At 65.6% G+C, this 14,784-nt stretch carries 16 protein-coding genes and 1 tRNA gene; 5 read left to right on the forward strand and 12 right to left on the reverse strand.

From position 1 onward, the window contains the following. Window positions 1-9 precede the first annotated feature (9 nt). Together OG710_RS14535 and OG710_RS14540 are read right to left on the reverse strand one after the other, a co-directional pair. Window positions 10-513 (reverse strand): hypothetical protein, encoded by a 504-nt coding sequence (locus OG710_RS14535; RefSeq protein WP_330239711.1) that lies wholly within the window; start codon window positions 511-513, stop codon window positions 10-12. Next, window positions 510-1,985 carry a hypothetical protein gene (locus tag OG710_RS14540; RefSeq protein WP_443064259.1) on the reverse strand — a complete coding sequence of 492 codons (1,476 nt, stop codon included), beginning with the start codon at window positions 1,983-1,985 and terminating at the stop codon, window positions 510-512. The genes OG710_RS14535 and OG710_RS14540 overlap by 4 nt, the downstream gene beginning before the upstream one ends. 364 nt (window positions 1,986-2,349) lie before the next feature. On the opposite strand from OG710_RS14540, the gene OG710_RS14545 reads away from it, so the two are divergent. Then, entirely contained in the window at window positions 2,350-2,865 is a 516-nt protein-coding gene (locus OG710_RS14545; RefSeq protein ID WP_330239713.1) for a tellurium resistance protein, read from the forward strand. 121 nt (window positions 2,866-2,986) lie between these two features. On the opposite strand, the gene OG710_RS14550 is transcribed toward OG710_RS14545, so the two are convergent. The 6 genes from OG710_RS14550 to OG710_RS14575 all read right to left on the reverse strand — a co-directional run bounded on the left by OG710_RS14550 (window position 2,987) and on the right by OG710_RS14575 (window position 6,602). Then, window positions 2,987-3,382 carry an Imm7 family immunity protein gene (locus OG710_RS14550; protein ID WP_330239714.1) on the reverse strand — a complete coding sequence of 132 codons (396 nt, stop codon included), beginning with the start codon at window positions 3,380-3,382 and terminating at the stop codon, window positions 2,987-2,989. 53 nt (window positions 3,383-3,435) lie between these two features. Next, the gene (locus OG710_RS14555) at window positions 3,436-4,689 is read right to left on the reverse strand and encodes a hypothetical protein (protein WP_330239715.1); all 1,254 of its coding nucleotides are present in this window, start codon (window positions 4,687-4,689) and stop codon (window positions 3,436-3,438) included. A 115-nt stretch (window positions 4,690-4,804) separates the two neighbouring features. Beyond that, on the reverse strand, window positions 4,805-5,086 hold the full coding sequence (locus OG710_RS14560; protein ID WP_330239716.1) for a hypothetical protein: 282 nt from the start codon (window positions 5,084-5,086) through the stop codon (window positions 4,805-4,807). Window positions 5,087-5,113: 27 nt separating this feature from the next. Beyond that, window positions 5,114-5,563, reverse strand: coding sequence for a hypothetical protein (locus OG710_RS14565; RefSeq protein ID WP_330239717.1), 450 nt, complete (start codon window positions 5,561-5,563; stop codon window positions 5,114-5,116). 392 nt (window positions 5,564-5,955) lie between these two features. Then, window positions 5,956-6,357: a PIN domain-containing protein gene (locus OG710_RS14570; protein WP_330239718.1), complete on the reverse strand. Its 402-nt coding sequence runs from the start codon at window positions 6,355-6,357 to the stop codon at window positions 5,956-5,958. Next, a complete protein-coding gene (locus OG710_RS14575) occupies window positions 6,354-6,602 on the reverse strand; it encodes a type II toxin-antitoxin system CcdA family antitoxin (protein WP_330239719.1) in 249 nt (82 codons plus the stop codon). The genes OG710_RS14570 and OG710_RS14575 overlap by 4 nt, the downstream gene beginning before the upstream one ends. A 158-nt stretch (window positions 6,603-6,760) precedes the next feature. On the opposite strand from OG710_RS14575, the gene OG710_RS14580 reads away from it, so the two are divergent. The 3 genes from OG710_RS14580 to OG710_RS14590 all read left to right on the forward strand — a co-directional run bounded on the left by OG710_RS14580 (window position 6,761) and on the right by OG710_RS14590 (window position 10,756). Then, window positions 6,761-7,978: a Shedu anti-phage system protein SduA domain-containing protein gene (locus tag OG710_RS14580; RefSeq protein WP_330239720.1), complete on the forward strand. Its 1,218-nt coding sequence runs from the start codon at window positions 6,761-6,763 to the stop codon at window positions 7,976-7,978. Then, on the forward strand, window positions 7,975-8,292 hold the full coding sequence (locus tag OG710_RS14585) for a hypothetical protein (protein ID WP_330239721.1): 318 nt from the start codon (window positions 7,975-7,977) through the stop codon (window positions 8,290-8,292). The genes OG710_RS14580 and OG710_RS14585 overlap by 4 nt, the downstream gene beginning before the upstream one ends. A gap of 1,066 nt (window positions 8,293-9,358) precedes the next feature. Next, window positions 9,359-10,756: a DUF5677 domain-containing protein gene (locus OG710_RS14590; protein WP_330239722.1), complete on the forward strand. Its 1,398-nt coding sequence runs from the start codon at window positions 9,359-9,361 to the stop codon at window positions 10,754-10,756. Between the two features lie 600 nt (window positions 10,757-11,356). On the opposite strand, the gene OG710_RS14595 is transcribed toward OG710_RS14590, so the two are convergent. From OG710_RS14595 to OG710_RS14610, 4 genes are all read right to left on the reverse strand, one after another. Beyond that, window positions 11,357-11,503 carry a hypothetical protein gene (locus OG710_RS14595; RefSeq protein ID WP_330239723.1) on the reverse strand — a complete coding sequence of 49 codons (147 nt, stop codon included), beginning with the start codon at window positions 11,501-11,503 and terminating at the stop codon, window positions 11,357-11,359. A 26-nt stretch (window positions 11,504-11,529) separates the two neighbouring features. Further along, a complete protein-coding gene (locus tag OG710_RS14600) occupies window positions 11,530-12,852 on the reverse strand; it encodes a UDP-glucose dehydrogenase family protein (protein WP_330239724.1) in 1,323 nt (440 codons plus the stop codon). Between the two features lie 104 nt (window positions 12,853-12,956). Then, window positions 12,957-13,241, reverse strand: a complete 285-nt coding sequence (locus OG710_RS31300) for a hypothetical protein (protein WP_443064260.1) — start codon at window positions 13,239-13,241, stop codon at window positions 12,957-12,959. A 474-nt stretch (window positions 13,242-13,715) separates the two neighbouring features. Then, a tRNA-Gly gene (locus OG710_RS14610) sits at window positions 13,716-13,786 on the reverse strand. 419 nt (window positions 13,787-14,205) lie between these two features. Here OG710_RS14610 and dcd point away from each other — a divergent pair. Continuing rightward, window positions 14,206-14,781: a dCTP deaminase gene (gene dcd, locus OG710_RS14615; protein ID WP_111329925.1), complete on the forward strand. Its 576-nt coding sequence runs from the start codon at window positions 14,206-14,208 to the stop codon at window positions 14,779-14,781. The last annotated feature ends 3 nt before the right edge of the window (window positions 14,782-14,784 follow it).

The following is a 14,784-nucleotide window of genomic DNA, read 5'->3' on the forward strand; positions in this document are numbered from 1 at the left end:
GTGAGGCCGTCAGCGAGTGAAGAAGTAGATCTCCAGATCGGCGGAACCCGTCGACCCTTTGCTCCAGAAGTTGCGAGGGGTCGCGCCGCGGAACATGGTGGGCCGAGCGACCTTCAGTGCCTTGTTGATCTCTTCGGCGTATGCCTGGCCGACGCCGGTCTCCGGAGCGTTCCCGAACGTGATGACGAAGGCGGCCGTACGCCCCTTGTACCGCGCGGTCTTCCTCGTCAGCTGGCTCACCATGGCGTCGGTGTCACCGGCGGATGCGGTCACTTCGAACTTCACCGGCTTGCGCTCCACCGACCGCGGCCCGGTCGGGCTGGGCTTGGGCTTGGGTGCGGTCGCCGATGTGGAGGCGGATGGACGAGGCGAAGCCCCGGACGCCTCGGCGGCGAGCGGGTCACCGCGGTCGCCCATGGACACCAGGGCCAGCACCAGGAGCATGTCGGCGAAGAGCCAGCCGGCCAGATGCACCGGATTGAACCGGAAGCCCTTACGGGGAACGCGGCTCACAGGCTGGGACCGATCGGGAGCTGGGCCTCCTTGGTTTGCCGCAGCGCTTCCTCCGCGAGCGACCGGGACGCGTCGGCCGCATCGGCCGCTTCCTGCGCGGACCGGGCATCGGCTTGCGCGGACTGGGCGCCGGCCTGCGCGGACTGGGCCCCCGCCTGCGCCGATTCTGCGGCCAGCACGGCACGTTCCAGGGCATCTGCCACCGTCGCGAACCGTTCGGTCGCCTCGTGCAGGGCCTTGCTCCTGGTCACGATGCCGCTGACGGCCTCCCGCGAGGCGTCGGCGGCGTCGCCGGTCCGCTGAGCCGCTGTACCGAGCCGGTTGATCAGCTGTCCGTTGAGATCGGAGACGACCTCCAGCCCCGTGGTGAACTCCCGCTGGGCCGCGGTCAGCCCGGTGACGGAGTCCTCGATGCGCAAGGCCGCTTGATTGAGGGTGGACTGCAGGCCGTCCCCATTGCCGGTGATCGCGACTTCCAGGTGGGACGTCGTCCGGAGCAGGGACGCGCGGACCTCGTCGACGTTCGTCCGGAGCTCCTCGAACGACTTGTCCAGGGTCTCGCGCTGTGCGTTGACGGCATCGGTGAGCCGGCGGCCCACCTCGGTGAACGGTGCGTCGAGCTCGCGGATCGCACCGCCGATGGCCGTGCCGCTCTCGGCTACCGAGGTGTCGATGCCGGCGAGCAGTTCCTTGAGGGGCAGAACCGCGTCAGCCGCCTGTTCGAGCCGCTGCTCGGCCTTGTCCACGGACTGGCCCACGAGTTCGGCGGCACGTACCAGCAGTTCCTGGCTGCTGATCGCCTTCGTCTGCATGCGCTGGACGCGGCCGGCCGCTGCGTTGAGCTCGGCGGCGAAGCGCTGCGGCGACGCGAAGCGGTGGGCGTTGAGGAGCAGTTGTGCGCTGGTGAGAACCGGTACCAGACGGGTGAGGGCGGCACGAGACCGTTCCTCCGCCAGCTGCTCACGGCGATCAGCGGCACTGCGCAGCCAGCCGTGCCATAAGGCGAGTCCGAGCATCGCCCCCAGCGTGATGCACCCGGCCAGGGCCACATGCCCGAACCGGAACAGGCTGTCCAGGTGGCCCTGGAAGCCCGACTGCCAGAGCTGGAGAAAGGGCCGGTCAGCCGCCTTGGGATCGGCCCCGGTAAGAGCTCCGTACGCGCTGGATGCCTGTGCGAGTCCTAACCACGTGAACAGCAGGGGGAGGAAGACCATGCCCCCAAGTACCCAGTCCAGGCGGGCAGTCCAGCCGGCGCGTCGGTCGGGCTCGGGTGCGGCCACGCTTTCGGCTCTGGCGAAGTGGTGGAGCAGGTCCAGTTCGCACCAGGCGTCGAGGGCGCCCTCCTCGTCCGAGCCGATGGCCTGTGCCAGAGCGCTCAGTCCTTCGGCGACCGGTGCCAGTTCGGCTTCCTGCGCCAGATCTTCCAGGTGACGAGCCGTCACCTTCTTGTCGAGAGGTCCCCCCACGGACATTCCCCGCCCTGGCGCGGCAGATCGCCGAACCCGTTGTGTCCACGGCTGAAGTGGCGGAGGGTCTCTCGACGCCACTCCCGTCCTGCATGATCAACCGGAGAGGACATTCACATCACCCTCACCGGGTGCGCAATGGTAGACCATATTTCGTTCAGTCAGTACGACTTCCGGCAACGTCATTCGAGGGGGAGTTCTCATGAGTGGAGACGGGCGCCGGCGCGGTGTCATCCGGCTGGGAGCCGGGGCGAGAACCGGGTCGGCGGCAGCACGCAGGGCCGAGGCGGGGAGGCCCTCCGCCGCCGGTCGTGGGCCGGTCGAGCTCACCAAATCGGCGCCTGCGGCCCGGATCTCGGGCCGCGGAGTGATGCAGGTCAACCTCAACTGGTCGGCATCCTCGGAGGCGGACCTCGACCTGGGCTGCATGGTGCAGACCCGAGACGGATTAGGCACGGCGATACAGCCGCTCGGGGAGGCATTCGGATCGCTCACCGAGTGGCCCTACGTCAGCCTGGACCAGGACGATCGCAGCGGCGCCTCGTCGGACGGGGAGACTCTGAGGATCAGCCTGGAGCACCGGAGGGAATTCTCCAAGCTACTCGTCTATGTGTACGTCTACGAGGGGGCCGTGGACTTCCGGCGCCTAGGGGGCATCGTCACGGTGTCGGCGCCGGACGGCACGTGGCGTATCCACCTGGACGACTCACCGGCCGGTGCCACCTCGTGCGCCATCGCGCTGATCACGCCGGAACCGAACGGCCTGAACCTCCGACGCGAAGGCCGGTGGTTCACCCCGCACCACTACCTCGGCAGCCAACAACAGCTCGACGAGGCCTACGGGTTCGGCCTCGCCTGGGGCGTAGGAAGGAAGCCACCCCGATGAGCCCCTGCACCGCGAGCAGGCACCGGGCGAACGCATCTGCGGCCCGGCAGGTTTCACGCACTCTCGCATGAACCGCGGTGCTCCGTCCCACAGCCGGTATCCCGCCCCACCACCCTTGGCGTCAGTCCTCGATAACCGGCCGGACCGGCGAAAGGAACGGGTCCAAGCGAATGTGCAGTTGGCCCCTGGCCATCACTCGAACACGGAACGCTCCCTGGCCCGGCGGCATCTCCATGTCGGAGGAACGCTCGTAGAGCAACCCCCAGGAGCCGGGAAATCGGACGCAGATTTTCCGGAGGAGGGTATCCAATTCATCGGACTCATCGCGGCGGCGGTTCATCAGCCCGTTGGCGGTGACGAAGAACTCGCCATTGTGTGCTCTGAGTGTGACCTCGCCAGTGGCCCAGTTGATTCGGCTGATGTCAGCGCGCAGCTCCGAGATTCCCGCGTCCAGGGTTCCGGTGTCCGACTCTTCAGTTGATTCGGCAATGCCGAACCAGCCATGGAACTCATACATGCGGCTAACTCCAAGGTCGTCATGAGCTTCCGAAGGTAGGCGCATACCGTAGATCATCCAAATCCATCGGTACGCTCCATGACTTCCCGTACCGCATCCACCAGCTCTTCATCCGATAGGTCACCAGGATCTTTAAGGGCCGGATCGATGGAATAGTCCTCCAACAGAGAGAAGATCTGATCGAAGGCCGCGAGGAGCGGGTCGCGGAGCCTCTCGCCGTCATTCTGGGACGCGCGCCGGGCGTCCAGCCACTCGCGGGCGAAGTCCGCTCCGCTGATGGACCCCGCAGCGAAGGCCTGCATCATTTTCACCTGACGGGCAGCGTTTGTTCCGGCGGGAATTTCCCGTGCACGGGCCCAGGCAATGTGGCGGGGAGGAAATGACTGCGAGATGTCCTTGAACTCTGGCCATCGCTTGGCTGCGGCGCGAGCGTATCGCCCGAAGCGAGCGCGCCCTCCGTCCACCCCTTCCGGAACGGCGCCCTTGAGGAATTCTGCTGTCCCTGCCACCAGCGCATACCCTGGGCGGGAGAACAGAACCGCACCCTGCTGGTCCGACGAGGCAAGAAGGAGGGGAGAGCTGACTCCAACGAGTTCCGATGCCGCTACGTCTGGTGCAATCAGCCGCCAGGTTCGACCAACAGTTTCTGACCCGAGCACCATCACCAGTAGAGCGTCCGCTCCTCCCGTTCGGCAGCCTCTAGTGATGCGCTGGACCAGAGCGTCGTCCACGCGCGAGCCGGCAGGCACTGGAACGACACGCTTGTGGCCGATGGCCAACCAGGCCGGTTCGTAATCCCCGAGGCTGGACAAAATCCCCAGCTGACCGGAGTGAGTTTCGTTCGGGATAGCTTGTCTCTCCATCGTGACCTCTGCGATGGCTGCGTCCGTGACGGCCTCCACATCCGGAATGTAGGGGCGAACATCGGGGAGCGGGGTGCAGAAGGTGACGTTCGAGGTGAGAAGAGCCTCTTCAGTGTCAGCGAAGGAGAGGGATACGTACGCCGTCACCTGAGTGTCACCGAAATGCGCATGCGCCTTCCGGAGGCAGGCCCACACGTACGCCAGGCACCGCCGAACGAGGAGGGGCGTACGTTCGTGCGGTGCGGCAGGGAGGTCGTAGTCGGTCATTCCCCTCCCGTTGATCGTTGTTTCCTCTGCGATTCGGTCGGCGTAGGTACTGAACGTCTCCGGACAGAGATCGGCCAGCACCCTTCCCCCAGAGGGAGTGACGGACCAACCACGTTCCACGACCTCGCGGAAAAACGGAGGAATGTCTCCATCCGTCAGGTCGGAGAGATCCGTCATCCGCAGGATCTCCCGCATCCGAGGATTACTTCGCACGCCCATCCCTCGCCGGGTCGGCAAGCCCTTTCTCATCTTTGCGTGCATTCGTCCCTCGCGGTGGGCAGGTCGTAGTCCGTCATGTCGCCGGCCGTTGCCGCGGATTCCTCAGCGAGTCGGCTACCCCCGCCGACCACACCGTGGACTTCTCGAGCGTGGGGCCGACGACCCGGACCGCGCCGGCTACGTATGTGGCCCAGAGGAGTTCCTGGCAGCCGAAGAACGATTCTCCCCAGCTGTCCACCCAGACGTGGACGCGGGACGGCCCGACCAGTGTGGCGTCCCACCACTCCCAGCCCCGGGAGTCCTCGTCGGGGTCGAAGCGGTAAAGCCAGTCCTGGATCTCCCACGGCCGGATCAACGTGCAGATCCCCCGCCCCACCGCCGCTCACAGCCCACGCCCAGCGTCTTCGCGTGGCGACACCGCGACACCCTCCTCATCGACGGCAACGGCGTCCGGCACGATCCCTGCCACGGGAGGGAAGAACATGGACCCCTCGGGATCAGCGATGTTCACCGCGACGCCGGCCGGCACCCCCCTCGCCGGAACGACCTCGTCCAGCAACCGTGCTCCCCGCAACTCCGCGAACTCCCATGACCGCCCAGCCGCCCCAGCGCCATCAACAGAAGCCCGCCCTCGCGCGAACCGCGCCAACGCCACCTCGTCCGTGAACCCGCAGACCCAGCGCACCCCGCCGAACTCCGCAGTCCACAACCCACCACCGACCAACGGCACCAACACCACAGCCCGCCGAAACTCCCCCAGCAACGCCCGCGGATCACCCACCCCGGCCCGCTGATCGGCAATCCGATCCGCCAACGCCGTGCCCTCAGCCATGGAACCCCCCGTTCGCATTCGCTATCGACCTTGAACACCGTAGGACACCACACTCACCACCATCAGCGGTTCCAGGACCCTGACTGCTTTCGACCGGTGAGGCATGTGAGCGCAGCCGCGCGGAAAGAGAGTCGAACGAACAAAAGGCCTCGGTCACTGACCGGGGCCTTCATTAAAGAGCGGGTGACGAGAATCAAACTCGCGCTCTGAGCTGGGGAATCAACGGTTCCTCGGCAGTTACAGGCACAGGCCATCTGACCTGCGGTTTCGGATTGGTCAGGGGCAGCTTCCGCTCTCTGGGAGCCGTACCTGACTGCTGTTGCCCGCTCTGCTGGCCACGCGTGGGGCACGAGAGCCGGCCGTGCACCGCGTGATCCGGGCGGGCCGACTGGTCAGAGAGGGATGATGCGAACCTGGCTGCCGCAGAGCTTGCTCATGTCGTCGCTGTCGGAGGTCAGCAGGGCGACGGGTTTCGGCTGGCGGAGGGCGACCTCGGCCACCGTGGCGTCGATGGCGTACTTGTGCCCGTGCAGTCCGGCTCCCTTGAGAAGCTCAGCCGCGGCTTTCGCCGCCTGCTCGGTGACCGGCTCCACCTTGATACGGGACAGGGCGCAGTTCAGGCGAGGCATGTTGGTGCGGGAGTGGGCTAGTTCCACGATGGTGTTCGCCCCGATCACCAGGTCGGCTCCCATGTCGTGGAAGACCTGCAGCATTGCCAGGAGCTTGCGGTCCTGCGCGATCCAGGCGGAGAGCCCTTCCGAGTCCAGGACAAAGGTTTCGATGCGCTCGCTCACGCGGCGTCCGCGTCCTTGGAAGAACCGGCGGAGCCGAAGATGCTCGCGCGGGCCTCGGCGAGCTCCTCGCTACTGAAGCCTCCGTGCTCCTCCTCGTGGCGGCGAAGGTCGTCGCCCAGGAGCTGGTGCCGGATCTGCCGGGCTACGGCTTCCGCTACGTAGCCGGAGACGTTGTCCGTGAGCTTGCGGAGTTCCGCCACCTGGTCGCTGGGGAGCGTGACGGTGATGCGAGTCGTTGACGACATGAGCCAAGCATACTGGAGTATGCACGCACCTGCCTTTGCTTCCTCCCTCGACCCTGCATGCCGGACTACATGCTCACCGCTCCCCTGTCTGATCGAGTCGGGCTGGCCGCGATCTACTGAACCCGGTCGCTGTCAGAGCTTCCTTCTAAGGTCACCGCATGACGACATTCCGTTCTGGTTTCACGCTTTGGCAGATGGTTGGCAGGGCGAGGGAACTCACTGAGCACCCGAGCGTGCTCGATCGCATCGATGCAGTGCTGGCTGTCATGGGCCCTGCCTTCGGCCGTACCAGGTACGGCAAGGGCAGGCCGTTGGTGAACGCCTTGGAAGACGTCGCCAAAGAATCGCTCCTGTTCGGAGACTTCGAACTTGCACAGCGATTCCAGCGCTTCGCTGCCTACGCCGGCGGCAAATTGTTCCTGGAGATCCTCGAGAACTACTACGACGAGAAAGCTCGGCATCGTAGCGAGGAAGGAATGCGCAGGTTGGTGGCTATAGGAGCCGATCGGGCGGTGGCCGTTCTGGACGCCCTCTCCAGGGACAATCCGGAGGCGACGGTCGCCGATGCGCGGGACCTCTTTCGCGGAATATCCCTGTCCGTGGACCACTTGGGTCTCGGTACAGAGGAGGGTGGGATCCGGCTTCCCACACGAGAGAGGAGGCGACTCCAGCAGTACGGGCACATGGAGCTCATCATGAGGAATTTGCCGCAACCGGCCTCGGCCGAGGCAGCGCGGATGGTGGGTGATTTCCTCGCGGATGCCGACGCGGAGCTGCTGGCTCAGTTGCTGGAGCTGAAGGCTCGGCGAGCGGGACTCGACGCTCTGCGCACTGTGGTGGAGAACGAGTCGAGCTCGGAGAGCGCCCTCCACGCCCGTCTGAAGAATCAGGAATGGATCTTCGGCGGGGCCTACGTGGCAGAACTGGCACGTAGGCAGTACACCGCGGACACGATTCTGGATATTCCGCTCCTGCGCGGTGATGGATCTCTTCATGTAGTGGAACTCAAGCGTGCCAACATCAAGGACCTGGTGATCCGCCGCAGCGGCCACCTCATGTTGGGTGCCGATGCCCACCGCGCGGTGTCGCAGGCTCAGAACTACCTCCGCACCATGGATGAGAACCGCGAGTCCATCCTCGCGAACCACGGAGTCGATACCCGTAGAGCCTCGGCAACGGTTGTGATCGGGCATCCGCGATTCGTTAGAGGTGGCATTACCCCCAAGGAGATCGCGGAGACACTCCGCACCTACAACACACACGCGGCACGGCTTGAAGTGATCACGTACGAGACTCTGTTGGAGTCAGCAGCCCGGATGCTGGCCCTCGCGTCAGCGCAGCAGGATCCTGACCAGACCGAGGAGCCCACGGCATGACCGAAGACAACCAGCCTTCGATCGAGCGGCTGTTGGCCCGCTTGTGCGGGGGCGCGATTACAGGAAGGGACTACGTCGGCTACTTCCTCAACGAGCACGGAGAGGAACTCGTCTTCGCCCAGCGCCGGGGAGAGAAAACCGCCCGGTTCTGGCACAGCGACGCCGACTGGCAGATGTTCCGCGTCGGCGACCACTCAGTACGGGTCGGCAGTGTGATGGACGGAGTGATCACCGTCGGCGACTTGATCATAAATCGCCATGAGGCGACGTGGCTGTCATCGTGCCTTGCTGCCTCCCGCCACCTACGCCAGTAGCAGAGCTGACACGCGGCTCGGGTAGCAACGAAGCTCCCAGGTCTCTGACCTGGGAGCTTGTTTCAAGAGCGGGTGACGAGAATCGAACTCGCGCTCTGAGCTTGGGAATCAGCGGTTCTCTGACCCTCGAAGAGGTTCTGACCTGCGCTTTCCCATGCGACGGTTCAGATGGCCAGGGTCTGCGGAGGCCGCACCTGACCGCTGTTGTCCGCTCTGCTGGGCACGGATGGGGCACGAGGGCAGCGGTGCCGCGGACCCTGCCGGGGGTGTGCTCGGTGGTGGTCCCGTGCGTCGGAGTAAAAGCGGGAGGGATGCGGACTGGGTGCCGCAGCGGTGGGTCATGTCGTCGCTGCCGGAGGTCAGGAGGGACGCGTTCCGGCTGGCGAAGCGCGACCTCGGCGACCATGGCTCACATCCTGCTGCTCCCGAGGATCGCGTACGCTTTCCGCATCTATGCCATGACCTGCTCCGACGTGGGCGTGTGTGCGGCAAGGAGGTTGACGGCCCCGCGTAAGCCCCGAGGGGCCGTCATGGTCTCGACGCGAAAGCCCGCGGCCAGGCGCGCGTCGGCATCGCCGCAGCGCGGGCGTATCAGCAGGCGCAGGATTTCCCGGTCCGGAGCCGAACGAGTCCGCCTGCCGGCTTACCGGCGTACGCAACAGACGCGAAGAAGGGAACGAAAGTTCGATTGTCGGCGTCTCGGCCGTAAGGCCGCCCGGCCGTGAGCGCTGACCGGGGGTGGGTGCGGTCGCGTATGAGGATGGGACATCCGTGAAGTGTCAGGCGCTTCACTGTTTCAAAATCGGTGGCCTGTGCCGCCGCGATTGTCTATCTTTGATGCGTGCCAAAGTCTAGGAAGCGGAACCCGCAACGCCGCCCGCAGCAACACTCCCGCCTCACTGAACATAAGCGGCAGGGGAAGATATTGGTGCCGCCGCTCCTAGCAGCAGTGGGAGACAAGCTGCGGGCTGTTTCGTGGGACCGCGAGCAATACCCGGACTTTCTGTGGTCCTGCTGGCACCTTGCAAATGGGGATCCTCGCGACCTGGTTAAGCTCGTCAAGTACATGGATCGGATCGAGGAGATCATCGGTCCGGATCGTGCAGGGTTCCCAGAACATTGGCTTTTGACGGGTCGCTTGAGCAATTTCGAAGCGGTGCCCGAGGCGACGCGCGCGCGAGTCCTGGGCGAAATGCGTCGTCGAGATATCTACGACACTATCGTTCCTGAAGACTTCGCGCATGCTCTAGGAATGTACCCGTCCGCTCCGGGGCGATGGATTATTCAGCCATGGCTTGATGCCGGGATGAGGATCGACCCTGAGTCTGCGCGTCGCGGTCTAGAAGAGGTAACCGCTGCTGCAATGGGTGGACAAAACCCGGTTGCAACCCGCGCCAAGGCCTCGGTTTTCCGGCAATATGTTCACGCTGGCAGGATCTCCATGCCGTCCGAGCTGCGTGACGAGTGGCGAGACGTCATCGTCCGATACCCGATGAAGACCACCCCTGAAGAGACCTCCAAGGTCGAGACCTTTATTCGAGCCAGTTTCGGTGCGATGGAAGGAGCCAGGGAGGAGAAAGAATCGAGGGGTGAAGGGTCGTCCGCGTGGCCGCAGACTTTCTGGCGGTCGAATTGGAGTCTGTTTCCCTGCCGCCGCCATGAAGCTCCCCAGGCACAGCCGATCCTCAGCGACGATCATGAGGTCGCGGTCGAATCCGCGTATCGGGAGATGAAGGCTGACATCAAGGCTCTTCATGAGCGGTTCCTGCAGCTCGCTGACACGACCGATCCTGACATTTTTAACCCGGACCGCTATGAGGTGCTCACCGGGATTGTGGCACGGGTACTCAGATACCTGAATGTCTACATCGGTTACCCAGCGCTTTGGACAATGGAGCACGGGGCTTCGCTGCTGCGAAGTGTTGTTGAGGCTAGGATCATCATCAAGTATCTCGCAGTCGCCGATGTTGACTCTGATATCTTCCGGCGCTTCAAGGCTTACGGAATGGGGCGCCTGAAGCTCCTAAAGCTCCACTTTGAAGAGTATCTGGCTGCGGAGCAAGATCCCCACGAAGACATGATCGCCTACGTAGAATATCTTGAGGCGCTGGTCAATCAAGATATCATGGAGGAATTTCAAGACATCAACCTCGGTGGGAACTTCGCAGGGAAGGATATGCGGAAGATGGCGGCCGAGGTCGGTCTTGAACGTGAATATCGGCTACTCTTCGCGCCAGCGAGCAGTAATGTGCACGGCGAGTGGTCCGTTATCGATGAATATGCTCTTGAGCGGTGTAGAAGCCCGCTGCACCTAAGGCACCGGATCGTTCGAAGAGAGGTCGACGGTCCAATTGGGGGGATGGTCGTCGATGCCGTAGTAGAGTTCGCCTCTCTACTGGTGGATGAGTATGAGCAGGCAACTAGTCATGGGCGGACTCTTACTGGAAGCTTTGACTCGGAGTAGAGGTGACTATGAGAGGGCGGCGGAGTGGCTTTGGGCTGGAGCTGATTTGGCGCGAGTGATCATGGCCCATTACGCTAGCCCGCGGATCGGGCAGGTTTGTGAACCTGCCCGTTAGTGCCCGACTTTGGGCCATGATCTTCGAGGCTCGCGCCAAATTGGCTGCCTAAAGCCGTGGAGTCGACCGCCCCAGCCATAGAGGGTGTCTCTCACTTCATGCCCGCAGCCGCCGAGCGCGCCGGCGCGCGCGGCCAGCCGGGGCGCAGACAGGAGGCAGGCCGCACCGCTGAGGCGGCGCGGCTCTTGATGAAGTAGGGAAAGTGCTACCACGTTGGGAGCAGGTGCCCGGCGCAGCTTGTGTGCCGGACGTGGCCGCCGCCCCCGCCCAACCGGAGCGGTCGACGGCCACATCCGGAGGCTGTCAGGCCGCAGCAGCGGCCTCGCGGCCCCGTCGTGTCCGCCGGTGGACGATCTCGTCGAAGGTGGCGCGGGCGCCTGTGGGGTCGATGTAGTGCATCGCCAGGAGGGCGGCGATGACGGCGCCGACCAGGTCGTTCTGGACCTCGGACCAGGTGTGGGCGTCGTCGCAGGTGGTGAGGCCCTTCAGGCGTGGAGCGCGTGCATCGCCTCACCGGCCTCTTCGGCGACCTTGCCGACCTGGAGGGCCTTGAGCTCCTCGTCGGGGAGGTGCGCGCCAGCCGCTCGGCAGACGGCGGAGAGCTTCTCGATGTTGTCCCACAGGGTGTCCACGTCGGACCTCCGATCGATGGGTTCGGCTAGTCCTGTGCGGGGCGTCCGAGCTGGCGTACGGTCCATCCGGCCATGCGCCAGGCGTCGGCGTCGATGAGGTTGCGGAGGTCGACGAGGACCGGGGCCGCGACCAGTGGGGCGAGGGCCTTGGGGTCGGCCTCGCGGAAGTGGGGCCACTCGGTGGCCAGGACGATCAGTTCGGCGTCCTGGACGGAGGCGTCGAGGGTGTCGGCGTAGTCGAGTTCGGGGTTGCGGCGTAGCGCACTGGGCACGGCGTGGGGGTCGTGGACCGTGACGGTCGCGCCGCGCTGGTGCATCAGCGCGGCGATCGCCAGGGCGGGGGATTCGCGTACGTCGTTGGTGCCGGCCTTGAAGGACGCGCCCCAGACGGTGACGCGTACGCCGTTCACTGGGCGGCCGAGGGTCTGCTCGATGATCTTCAGCGCGGCGGTGGGGCGTGATTCGTTGACCTCTTCCGCCGCGCGCAGCATGGCTGCGGCTTCGGTGGCGCCCAAGGTGCGGGCGGAAGCGGTGAAGGCGCGGACGTCCTTCGGTAGGCAGCCGCCGCCGTAGCCGGGGCCGGGGTTCAGGCCGCCACGGCCGATGCGCGGGTCGACGCCGATGGCCTCGGTCAGCTGCTGGACGTCGGCCCCCGCCGCGGCGCACATGTCGGCGACGCCGTTGATGAACGAGATCTTCATGCCGAGGTACGCGTTCGCCGCGCCTTTGATCAGCTCGGCCGTGGCTGGGTCGGTGACGAACAGCGGGATGCCGTCGGCCAGGAGCGGCGCGTACACCTGGCGTACGACGTCCTCGGCGCGGGCCGAGGGGACGCCGACCACGATGCGGTCGGGGCGCAGGGTGTCGTCGATGGCGTGGCCCTCGCGCAGAAACTCCGGGTTCCAGACGACCTCCACGTCCTCACCGGCCGGAGAGAGGCGCGCGAGGAGTGCGCCGAGGTCACGGGAGGTGCCGACGGTGACCGTGGACTTCCCGATGATCACCGTCGGGCGGGTCAGGTGCGGGGCCAGCGCGCGGGCGGCGCCGAAGACCTGCCCGGTGTCGTAGCTCCGCCCGTCCGCGTCGATCGGCGTGCCCACGGCCAGGAAGTGGACGTCCGCGAACTCGCCCGCCTCGGCGAGGCTGGTGGTGAACCGCAGCCGCCCGGATGCGGTGTGCGTAGCCAGGAGTTCCGGCAGACCCTCCTCGTAGATCGGGCACTCGCCGGCGTTGAGGCGGTCGATCTTCGCCTGGTCCAGGTCCACGCCGATGACCTCGTGGCCGATCTCGGCCATGGCGGCGGCGTGGGGGATGCCCAGGTGACCGCAGCCGATGACGGATACGCGCATGGTCGACGCTCCTTTCCCTGTACTCGCCCGCCCGGTGAGTCCGGGCCGGCCGGGTGCGCCACGCTAGCGCCCCCACCTGGCGCGGCCCCCCTCGTACAGGTGGCTCAACCTCGTTTCTGCTTCAGGACGTTGACGAGGGCGGGCAGCGCTTCGGCGGCGGTGGCCCGGCACACCAGGTCACCGTCCTGGGGCCCTTCCAGCGGGTACGGCATGAACTCGCCGTCGTGCCAGAAGCCCTCCGGGTCGAGGTAGACGACCTGCATGCCCCGCTCGCGGGCACGAGCCTGCACCTTGCGTCGGTCGGCATGCAGACCGACGACGAGGAGGGCCTTGGCGCCGTCGACCCACTCGACATCGGTACGGCCTGGTCGTACCGGCGCATGAAGCACTCGTCGGGCCCGGCACGAGCGGTGACCGGCCCGACGAGGTGGCCGGCGTCCTTCAGCTCCTTGAGCGCTCGCATCGCCGGGGTGGGCTCGGCCAGGAAGCAGGCGCGGAACATCTCGGCGAGAGCGTGACCCGCCTCCCACGATGTGCCGCAGCTGATCCGCACCTGGAACGGCAGCAGGTCAGTCAGCAGGGAGAGGTCCGGGATGAGCGTGGAAAGCACGTTCCACGGGAGTTGCCGGCCCGAGGGCGGAGGGGCAGCTTGCAGTGCCCAGGCCGGACTAGGAGGTTGCCGACGCGCTCTGGGTCGTCGGCTGCCTGCGGATACTGGGCGAGGTCGTAGGGCGGGTTCTTTCGCTCCGGGAAAGAGATGGGGGTCGGCACCGAACACCTGTCGGGGAAACTCTGGCGCGGCTTCGGGTTCGGATGGCTGAATGAGAAAGGCCCCGGTCGTTGACCGGGGCCTTTCTTTCAAGAGCGGGTGACGAGAATCGAACTCGCGCTCTGAGCTTGGGAAGCTCATGTTCTACCATTAAACTACACCCGCGAAAAATTCGGACGCTCTTTTCGGGGAGCATCCTCGGACACTGTACCCCATCTCGATCGCGTCGCGTGGGCGGGAGTTGGGGGCGTAGCGTGGGTGGCGGAGTGCCGCGTGGAGCGGCGTCCTGTTCATCCCCTAATGTGGCGGTCTCGTCCACGTCTTGATGGGGAAGGGACTTGATGGACTCCATGGAGCGCACCGTCGTCCGCTGTGCCGAAGGGCACGTTTTCGCTACCAGCACGTTTCCGATGCAGCAGCTCGGGGCAGGGCGCATCGGGCCCGGCCGGCTGATCAGGTGTCCCCGGTGTGCGCGGTTGCGGCATGCCGTGCCCGTGGTGCTCGAGCGGCGGTAGCCAGGCGGGTGACAGGCGCGCGGGCGGCCCGATGGGGGTGGGCCCGCGCGTTCTGCGTATCCTCGGTGGGTGCTTCTCTCAGACAAGGACATCCGCGCCGAGATCGACGCCGGACGCGTACGCATTGATCCATTCGACGCGTCGATGGTGCAGCCCTCGAGCATCGATGTGCGGCTCGACCGCTACTTCCGGGTGTTCGAGAACCACCGGTACCCGCACATCGACCCGGCCGTCGAACAGGTGGACCTCACCCGTACCGTCGAGCCGGAGGGGGACGACGCGTTCATCCTGCACCCCGGTGAGTTCGTGCTGGCGTCCACGTACGAGGTCATTTCATTGCCCAACGATCTCGCGTCCCGGCTGGAGGGCAAGAGTTCCCTCGGTCGGCTCGGGCTGGTCACGCATTCCACCGCCGGGTTCATCGACCCCGGTTTCTCCGGGCACGTGACCCTGGAGCTCTCGAATCTGGCGACACTGCCGATAAAGTTGTGGCCGGGAATGAAGATCGGCCAGCTGTGCATGTTCCGGCTGAGTTCGCCCTCGGAGTTCCCTTACGGCTCCGAGCGGTACGGGTCGCGTTATCAGGGGCAGCGCGGTCCCACCGCTTCGCGCTCCTTCCTGAATTTCCACCGGACGCAGGTGTGAGGG

The organism is Streptomyces sp. NBC_00525, from assembly GCF_036346595.1.
Classification (GTDB): Bacteria; Actinomycetota; Actinomycetes; order Streptomycetales; family Streptomycetaceae; genus Streptomyces.

Bases quoted from the DNA above. Each gene is read 5' to 3' on its own strand.
- OG710_RS14565 (WP_330239717.1), bottom strand. From the start codon at position 5,563: ATGGCTGAGGGCACGGCGTTGGCGGATCGGATTGCCGATCAGCGGGCC.
- OG710_RS14550 (WP_330239714.1), bottom strand. From the start codon at position 3,382: ATGTATGAGTTCCATGGCTGGTTCGGCATTGCCGAATCAACTGAAGAG.
- OG710_RS14590 (WP_330239722.1), top strand. From the start codon at position 9,359: ATGGATCGGATCGAGGAGATCATCGGTCCGGATCGTGCAGGGTTCCCA.
- OG710_RS14580 (WP_330239720.1), top strand. From the start codon at position 6,761: ATGACGACATTCCGTTCTGGTTTCACGCTTTGGCAGATGGTTGGCAGG.
- OG710_RS14585 (WP_330239721.1), top strand. From the start codon at position 7,975: ATGACCGAAGACAACCAGCCTTCGATCGAGCGGCTGTTGGCCCGCTTG.
- OG710_RS14575 (WP_330239719.1), bottom strand. From the start codon at position 6,602: ATGTCGTCAACGACTCGCATCACCGTCACGCTCCCCAGCGACCAGGTG.
- OG710_RS14540 (WP_443064259.1), bottom strand. From the start codon at position 1,985: ATGTCCGTGGGGGGACCTCTCGACAAGAAGGTGACGGCTCGTCACCTG.
- OG710_RS14555 (WP_330239715.1), bottom strand. From the start codon at position 4,689: ATGACGGATCTCTCCGACCTGACGGATGGAGACATTCCTCCGTTTTTC.
- OG710_RS14600 (WP_330239724.1), bottom strand. From the start codon at position 12,852: ATGCGCGTATCCGTCATCGGCTGCGGTCACCTGGGCATCCCCCACGCC.
- OG710_RS14545 (WP_330239713.1), top strand. From the start codon at position 2,350: ATGCAGGTCAACCTCAACTGGTCGGCATCCTCGGAGGCGGACCTCGAC.